At 64.2% G+C, this 7,510-nt stretch carries 8 protein-coding genes; 5 read left to right on the plus strand and 3 right to left on the minus strand.

From position 1 onward, the window contains the following. Positions 1-186: 186 nt before the first annotated feature. Positions 187-1,938, plus strand: coding sequence for a pyruvate dehydrogenase (locus tag QM590_RS11375; RefSeq protein WP_269594874.1), 1,752 nt, complete (start codon positions 187-189; stop codon positions 1,936-1,938). Between the two features lie 117 nt (positions 1,939-2,055). Beyond that, positions 2,056-2,760, plus strand: a complete 705-nt coding sequence (locus tag QM590_RS11380; protein WP_068051137.1) for a TerD family protein — start codon at positions 2,056-2,058, stop codon at positions 2,758-2,760. Here the strand turns inward: QM590_RS11380 and QM590_RS11385 are convergent, their stop codons facing one another. Beyond that, a complete protein-coding gene (locus QM590_RS11385) occupies positions 2,761-3,828 on the minus strand; it encodes a DNA polymerase IV (RefSeq protein WP_269594873.1) in 1,068 nt (355 codons plus the stop codon). Positions 3,829-3,862: 34 nt separating this feature from the next. On the opposite strand from QM590_RS11385, the gene QM590_RS11390 reads away from it, so the two are divergent. Beyond that, positions 3,863-4,291 (plus strand): DoxX family protein, encoded by a 429-nt coding sequence (locus QM590_RS11390; RefSeq protein ID WP_269594872.1) that lies wholly within the window; start codon positions 3,863-3,865, stop codon positions 4,289-4,291. Here the strand turns inward: QM590_RS11390 and QM590_RS11395 are convergent. Continuing rightward, positions 4,285-5,277 carry an isopenicillin N synthase family dioxygenase gene (locus tag QM590_RS11395; protein WP_269594871.1) on the minus strand — a complete coding sequence of 331 codons (993 nt, stop codon included), beginning with the start codon at positions 5,275-5,277 and terminating at the stop codon, positions 4,285-4,287. The two genes, QM590_RS11390 and QM590_RS11395, sit on opposite strands and share 7 nt — an antisense overlap. 87 nt (positions 5,278-5,364) lie before the next feature. On the opposite strand from QM590_RS11395, the gene QM590_RS11400 reads away from it, so the two are divergent. Both QM590_RS11400 and QM590_RS11405 read left to right on the plus strand, forming a co-directional pair. Further along, complete coding sequence (locus QM590_RS11400; protein WP_269594870.1) at positions 5,365-6,033, plus strand: SIMPL domain-containing protein; 669 nt, start codon at positions 5,365-5,367, stop codon at positions 6,031-6,033. Positions 6,034-6,056: 23 nt separating this feature from the next. Beyond that, positions 6,057-6,806 carry a YqjF family protein gene (locus tag QM590_RS11405; RefSeq protein ID WP_269594869.1) on the plus strand — a complete coding sequence of 250 codons (750 nt, stop codon included), beginning with the start codon at positions 6,057-6,059 and terminating at the stop codon, positions 6,804-6,806. On the opposite strand, the gene QM590_RS11410 is transcribed toward QM590_RS11405, so the two are convergent. Beyond that, a complete protein-coding gene (locus QM590_RS11410; protein WP_269594868.1) occupies positions 6,785-7,402 on the minus strand; it encodes a DUF6188 family protein in 618 nt (205 codons plus the stop codon). The two genes, QM590_RS11405 and QM590_RS11410, sit on opposite strands and share 22 nt — an antisense overlap. Between the last annotated feature and the right edge of the window lie 108 nt (positions 7,403-7,510).

Raw genomic sequence — 7,510 nt, forward strand, 5'->3', positions numbered from 1 at the left:
CGCAGTCATCGGTCGGCGTAGTGCGACGTGACGGAGATCGCCACGGCGTTCTACCAGCACTTTCCTCGTGACAGCCCTCATCGACGTGCACGTCCATGTTTGGCAGACCCTCGGTGCAGGGAAGGCGTCGACAAGACGCAGCCGAGGCACATCGCTGCGTCACCGAAATTTTGAGGAGACAGTGACATGCCCACCACAGTGGCCGATCAACTCGTTCGAGGACTCGTCGACGCCGGCGTTCAGCGCATCTACGGCATCGTCGGCGACAGTCTCAATCCGGTGGTCGACGCGGTGCGCCGTACCGGTGGATCGGCCAAGGGCGGCATCGACTGGATTCATGTCCGACACGAGGAGGCTGCGGCGTTCGCTGCTTCGGCCGACGCGCAGACCACCGGCACGTTGGCCGTCTGCGCCGGCTCCTGCGGGCCCGGGAATCTGCATCTGATCAACGGCCTCTACGACGCACACCGTTCCGGCGCACCGGTTCTGGCGATCGCGTCGCACATTCCCAGCAGCGAGATCGGCTCGGGCTACTTCCAGGAAACGCACCCCGACCGCCTCTTCGGTGAATGCTCGCTCTACAACGAATTCGTCTCCACTGCCGACCAGGCTCCCCGGGTGTTCCGCGCGGCGATCAACGCCTCCATCACCGGCGGCGGGGTGTCGGTCGTGACACTCCCCGGCGATATCGCCGAGCTGTCGGCGTCCGACACGATGGATCCCATTGCCGTTCCGTCCACACCGGTCGTCACACCGCCTGCGGCGGACATCCAGAAGCTGGCCGACGCCATCAACAACGCCGAGAAGGTTGCCATCTTCGCCGGCTACGGCGTCAAGGGTGCCCACGACGAAGTGGTCGCGTTCGCCGACACGATCGGCGCTCCCGTCGGACATTCGTTGCGCGGCAAGGAGTTCATCCAGTACGACAACCCGTACGACGTCGGAATGACGGGCTTGCTCGGGTACGGCGCAGCCCATGCGGGTATCCACGACGCAGACCTGCTCATCCTGCTCGGCACCGATTTTCCGTACCAGCAGTTCCTGCCGGAGGACGTCACCACCGCACAGATCGATATCGATCCGACGAAGCTCGGACGCCGAACCTCGGTGCAGTACCCGATCCACGGCGATGTTCTCGCGACGTTGAATGCGTTGCAGCCGTTGGTCACTCGCAAGACCGACCGCCGGTACGTGGAGAAGTGGGTGGACAAGCACAACGACCTCATGGGCAAGACGATCGGCGCATACACCCGCAACGCCGAGAAGCTCGTTCCCATCCACCCCGAATACGCCGCGTCGGTGCTCGATGACCTCGCCGCCGACGACGCCGTCTTCACCACCGACACCGGAATGTGCAACGTGTGGACCGCGCGCTACATCAACCCCACTGGCAGAAGGGCCTTCGTCGCGTCGATGCTGCATGGTTCCATGGCCAATGCCCTGCCGCACGCCATCGGAGCGCAGTTCGCCAACCCGGGCCGCCAGGTCGTCTCGATCTCCGGCGACGGCGGTTTCTCGATGCTGCTCTCCGAACTCCTCACAGTCGCGATGTACAAGCTGCCCGTCAAGATCGTGCTGTTCGACAATTCCACGCTCGGCATGGTCAAGGCCGAGATGCTCGTCGACGGTCTGCCCGACTTCGGCGTCGACGTGCCGCAGGTCGATTACACCGGCATCGCTGCAGCCGCCGGCATTCACGCACAACGCGTCGAACAGCCCGGTGACATTCGCAGTGCACTCGAAACCGCTTTTGCGGTCGACGGTCCGGCACTGGTCCAGCTGATCACCGACCCGATGGCGCTGTCGGTGCCCCCGACCATCACCGGGGAGCAGATCAAGGGATTCGCGCTCGCGATGAGCAAGGTCGTGCTCAACGGTGGCGTCGGCGAGGCAGTCCGGATGGCCAAGTCGAATCTGCGCAACGTGCCACGGCCGTAGCAACGTCTCGTACGCAGCGGTGCGATCATCGAGGTGATCGGGCGGGCAGTTATTGTCGACACACCGCCCAAACCGGACACCTCGATCCGGTAACCGACCGTTCCGGAAGGCACAACCATGGCCATCGACTACACCCGCAAGCCCTCGACCGGGCAGAACCCAGCGCAGCAAAGCGGAGCTCCCGTCAGCCTGAGCAAAGTGACGCTGTCCAAGGCGTCACCGACGATCAGCCTCACCAAGTCCGGTGAGAAGCAGGGTTCGATGCGGGTGAACCTGAATTGGTCGACCGGCGCACCCGCGGCACAGCCGAAGAAGAAGGGCTTCCTGGCCAAGCTGGCCGCGGCGTCGTACGGCTCCGGCGGTGTCGATCTCGACCTCGGCTGCCTCTACGAACTGCGCGACGGTTCCAAAGGCGTCGTCCAGGCACTCGGAAACAGCTTCGGTTCACTGCAGGATGCCCCGTTCATCGCGCTCGACGGTGACGATCGCTCCGGTTCGGTCAGCGGCGGCGAGAACATGCACATCAACCTTGCCCATCCCGAGAAGTTCGCTCGAATCCTGATCTTCGCGATGATCTACGACGGCGCACCGAACTGGGCCGCAGTGGACGGAGTGGTGACGCTCTACCCCACCAGCGGACCGCAGGTAGAGGTACGCCTCGACTCTGCCGAGAACTCCGCGCGAATCTGCTCGATCGCGTTGTTGGAGAACACCTCTGCGGGCATCACCGTCACCCGCGAGGTCGAGTATATCCAGGGGAGCCAGGCCGATCTCGACAAGAAGTACGGCTGGGGACTGCGCTGGGCGGCGGGCCGCAAGTAGTCAGAGAGGTTGCGGCGGAATCATTTCCAGCCGGACGCCGATCAGACGAACTTCTCGGCTGTGGTCGAGGCGATCCACCAGGGCAACCGCGGCGGCCGTCAGGATTGCCGGGTCGAACGTAGGCGGGCCGGCGATCGGGGCGCTCACGGTGTGCGTCTCGAACGGCGCATAACGAATCTTCAGGGCCGCCCGAACGGCCGGTCGATTCTCTGCTTCGATGTCGGCCAACACCTTCGACGTCAAACCGGCGACCTCGTCTCGGATGACCGCCCAGTCGGCGACGTTGGTCTGGAACGTGATCTCACGACTGTGCGACCGTGCAACCCACGGCTCGGACGTCACCGGTGCGAGGTCGATGCCCCGTCCTTTCGTACCGAGCCACGGACCGATCTTCGGTCCGAACGCGGCAGCGAGGTCCGCGTCCTCGGCATCGGCAAGTTCTCGGACTGTCGAGATGCCGAGGGCGGCCAGCCTCTTCGAGATCTTCTTGCCGATCCCCCACAACGCATCGGTACCGCGATCGCCCATCACCTCGAACCAATTGTCCTGGGTAAGGCGGTAGACGCCCCGCGGCTTGTCGAAATCGGTGGCGATCTTGGCTCGTAACTTGTTGTCTCCGATGCCCACCGAGCAATGCAGCCCCGTCGCCTCGAACACTGCGTCGTGCACTGTCTTCGCTACCCCCTCGGGGTCATCGGTCTCGACACCGAGAAAAGCCTCGTCCCAACCGATCACCTCGACGACGAATCCCAACGTCCGCAGAGTGTCCATCACCAGCGCCGACGCCTCGTCGTACGCCGGCTTGTCCACGGGGAGGAAGACGGCGTCGGGAATCTTCTTCGCGGCGACGCGCAGTGGCATTCCGGATCCGACGCCCTTCGCACGCGCCTCGTAGGAGGCGGTCGAGACCACCCCACGCTCGGTCGGGTCTCCCCTGCCGCCGACCACCACGGGTCGGCCCGCCAGATCCGAATTGCGGAGCACTTCCACGGCGGCGATGAACTGATCGAGGTCGACGTGCAGTACCCATCGGCGCCGCGCTGAGTCGGTCGGTGTACTCCCGGTCATAGTGCTCAGTCTGCCCGTGGTGTCTCATGACGCCATGACGAAATCGATATCTCGCACCATCGGACGAGTAGTACTGGGAGCGTTCCTCGTCTTCGCCGGCCTCAGTCATCTCTTCTGGGCGCGCGAGACGTTCGCAGCGCAGGTTCCCGAGTGGGTGCCGCTGAGCACCGACTTCGTCGTACTGGCATCGGGCGTCGTGGAGATCGTGCTCGGCCTGGCGTTGCTGTTCTGGACTGCTCGGGCACCACTCGTCGGTTGGGTCGTCGCGGCGTTCTTCGTCGCGGTCTTCCCCGGCAACATCTCGCAGTTCATCACGCACACCGATGCGTTCGGCCTCGACTCCGATACGGCACGAGGAATCCGATTGCTGTTCCAGCCGCTGCTGATCGTGTGGGCGCTGTGGTGCACCGGGGCCTGGGCTCAGTTCCGCGCGTCCCGACGGGGGCGATCGGGCCGTCAGTAGGTGGACTGCTGACCTGCCAGCACGACGCCGTGGTGCAACTGCGCCACATCCGGATGTGCGCGCGTTCGGGACTTCCACGCGTTCTCGCCGTAGGTGCGGTAGATGGGGTTGTCGGGGTCGTTCTCGACGCCTCGTGAATGCAGCGCCAACTCCGGTGGCAGTTCGATGACAGGTACGACGGCATCGAGGGCGGGGCTCAGGAAGTGAGGCACGGAGACTCGATCGGTGCCGGGCCCGGGCGCGACCACCCGATGCCGCGTCGCGCGAAGATAGCCACCGGTCGCCACTTCCAACAGCTCGCCGATGTTGACGATGAACGCCCCGTCCATTGGCGGCACGTCGATCCAGGTGTCTGGCGTCGTCTCCACCTGCAGTCCGGTCGAGTCCGGCTCGACGAGCAGCAGCGTCAACACCCCTGAGTCCTTGTGCGCACCGACGCCCTGCGAATGATCGGAAGTGCCCGGGTAACGCACGACCTTCATCAGTGTCGCGGGCGCGGTGGCGAAAGCGTCGTCGAACACGTTCTCGGGCGCTCCCAGGGAGTGTGCCCAATGCCGAAGCAGCCGGAGTCCGAGACCCGACACCGTCCGTTCCCACTGCTCGAACGTCTCTCTGAATCCTGCGGGCTGCGAAGGCCAGAGATTGGGGCCCTGAAGATTCCAGTAGCCCTCCGCACCCTCGATCGCCGGACGTTCGGGCCCGATGTCGATCTGCTCCCGCCAATCCACCCGGCCGTTGGTCAGCTCGCCACCCACCCGCGAGTAGCCACGAAAATGCGGGCTCTTCAGCTGACTGATCTCGTCCTTGACATCGTCCGACACAGCGAAGAACTCACGCGCTAGGCGAAGCACCTCGTGCATACGAGCGTTCTCTATCCCGTGTCCGACGAGATAGAAGAAGCCGGACCCGTGAGCCGCTTCACGCAGCGACAGCTCGAACGAGCGGGGGTCGTCGTCGGCCAGACCGAGATCCAGAACGGGAAGCATGCTCGCAATTGTCCTCCCCACCTGACGCGTCGGCCAGCACTGTTGAGGTTCGGTGAATATCGGCGCGTGGATGCCAGACTGGACGCCATGAGCCCTGAAGCACTCGACATCACCGTCGTCGGTCACGGCGCAGCGACCTACCCACCAGAGCAGTGCACACTCTCGCTCACCGTTCGCACCGACGGCCGCACGGCGGAGTCCGCGTCCGAACCCGCTCAGCAACTCGTCCGGGAACTCACCAGACTGGTCGAGCCGCTCTACAACAGCGACGGCGGACCGATCGATCGTTGGTCGGTGGATCAGGTGCGCCACTCGCGCCACCGCCCGTTCAACAACGACGGAGAACAACTCCCTTACGTCTACCAAGCCGAGGCGTCGGTGGAGGTGCAGTTCAGCCAACTCGATCTGGTGGACGCGTTCGTCTACGCAGCCTCTGCACTGGAGGGAGTGTCGATCGACCACTTCGACTGGGACCTCACCGAATCCAGCAGAACCGCTCGTACGCTCGCGGTCCGAGAACTCGCTGTGCGCGACGCCGTCTCCAAGGCCGAGGCCTATGCATCGAGCCTGGGCCGTACGGGCGTGAACGCTGTCGCGATAGCCGACCCGGGCCTGCTTCCTGGGACCACCGAACATTGTGGAGCCGAGCCCTCCGCTCGCATGTTCGCCGCGCAGTCGACCCCTGCCGGATTCGCACTGAAACCCGAGAACATCACGATCTCCGCGAGCGTGCACGCCCGGTTCACGGCCTCCTGACGCGTCGCGCCTAGGCTCGAATTATGAATCGAGACGATGCCCGACGCCTCTGGCCGCGGCCGCCGCTGCTGCCTCGTCCGATCCTGATGGATCAGCGCTGGGAACGGCTCGTCTTTCTGCACTGGCGAGTTCCGAGTTCGGCCGTCGCCCCGCTGTTGCCTCGCGGATGCACGCCCGACGAATTCGACGGCTCGTCGTGGGTCGGGCTGATCGGCTTCCACATGGTCGGTGCCGGCCTCGGTTACCGTCACCCCGTTCCGTACTTCGGCACGTTCGGTGAGATCAACGTGCGCCTGTACTCGATCGACGCGGAAGGCCGACGAGGCGTCGTGTTCCGATCCCTGGAGGCATCCAGACTCGCAGTCGTTCTGGGCACCAACGCCGCTCGCATTCCCTATCGCTGGTCGTCGATCGACATAGACGACGACACGACGACAATCGGCTATCGAAGTCGGAGGCTTGCTCCCCCGCATCGCGGTGCCACGACCGACTTCGGAATCATCCGAGGAACTCGCGATATGTCCGAGGACGCACTCGCGGTCTTCCTCACCGCGCGATGGGGCTTGCACACATCGTTGGCCGGGCGATTGCTCTACGTACCGAACGTGCACCGACACTGGCAGCTGGTCGATGCTCAACTCACCCACTGCTCCGACGAGCTCGTCGCTGCGGCAGGCCTACCCGATGTCAGTACCCGGCCACCCGACTCGGTGCTGTACTCCCCCGGTGTGGAAACTCAGTTCGGCAAGCCCTACACCGTGCGCGGCCGGTAGAAGATCACGTGACCCGAGGATAGTTCGACGACCCAATCTCCCTCTGTGGCAGCACCGTCCGAGTGGGAGCTCGACGTCACACTCTCCCGCAGTACGAGATACCCGGCGTCGAGGGCGAGGTCGAACAACAGCTTCGTGCCGTCGGAGAATTCGACGGCAGGGTCGTCGCCGGTCGAGAGACGGACCACAGTGGCACCGATCGCAGGAAGCCTTTCGACGGTCGGGGTCTCCGCTTTCTGATGCTCGGGTGCGGGCCACGATTCGACGGCCCCTCCCGGTCCACACAACACGGTAGAACCGTCCACCGCGGTGTACTCCCAGGATTCGACTTCGTCTCGCGGGGCGGCCACCACCCTTTGACGGCCCTCGAACGTCAGACAGAGAACACCGGATTCGTCGTAGTCTGCGTCCTCGCAGACAAGACCGTGCAGTGCTGCGAAGGCTCGTAGGCCCTCGAACTGATTGTCCTCATCGACAGTGAGGCCATCGATCACTACCTCACTGAAAGCAATGCTGGCACCGTTGTCGAACTCGATACTCAGATCGAAATCGAGCAGAACTCTGCTGACACGGCGCTGTTCGACGGGGAGTTTCATCGACAACGACTGTGCCACAGAATCTCGTCGACACCCACAAAGCCTCGCCGCGGGGGACTGTCTGAATAACGGTTGATCCGGTCCTTGGTTCGACACGCCGAGCTCAGC

The sequence above is a fragment of the Rhodococcus sp. IEGM 1372 genome (assembly GCF_030056835.1).
Lineage (GTDB): Bacteria > Actinomycetota > Actinomycetes > Mycobacteriales > Mycobacteriaceae > Rhodococcoides.

What these genes read in the sequence shown, in the direction of transcription:
- QM590_RS11395 (WP_269594871.1), bottom strand. Translation starts at nt 5,277, where the DNA reads ATGCTTCCCGTTCTGGATCTCGGTCTGGCCGACGACGACCCCCGCTCG.
- QM590_RS11375 (WP_269594874.1), top strand. Translation starts at nt 187, where the DNA reads ATGCCCACCACAGTGGCCGATCAACTCGTTCGAGGACTCGTCGACGCC.
- QM590_RS11410 (WP_269594868.1), bottom strand. Translation starts at nt 7,402, where the DNA reads ATGAAACTCCCCGTCGAACAGCGCCGTGTCAGCAGAGTTCTGCTCGAT.
- QM590_RS11380 (WP_068051137.1), top strand. Translation starts at nt 2,056, where the DNA reads ATGGCCATCGACTACACCCGCAAGCCCTCGACCGGGCAGAACCCAGCG.
- QM590_RS11390 (WP_269594872.1), top strand. Translation starts at nt 3,863, where the DNA reads ATGACGAAATCGATATCTCGCACCATCGGACGAGTAGTACTGGGAGCG.
- QM590_RS11400 (WP_269594870.1), top strand. Translation starts at nt 5,365, where the DNA reads ATGAGCCCTGAAGCACTCGACATCACCGTCGTCGGTCACGGCGCAGCG.
- QM590_RS11385 (WP_269594873.1), bottom strand. Translation starts at nt 3,828, where the DNA reads ATGACCGGGAGTACACCGACCGACTCAGCGCGGCGCCGATGGGTACTG.
- QM590_RS11405 (WP_269594869.1), top strand. Translation starts at nt 6,057, where the DNA reads ATGAATCGAGACGATGCCCGACGCCTCTGGCCGCGGCCGCCGCTGCTG.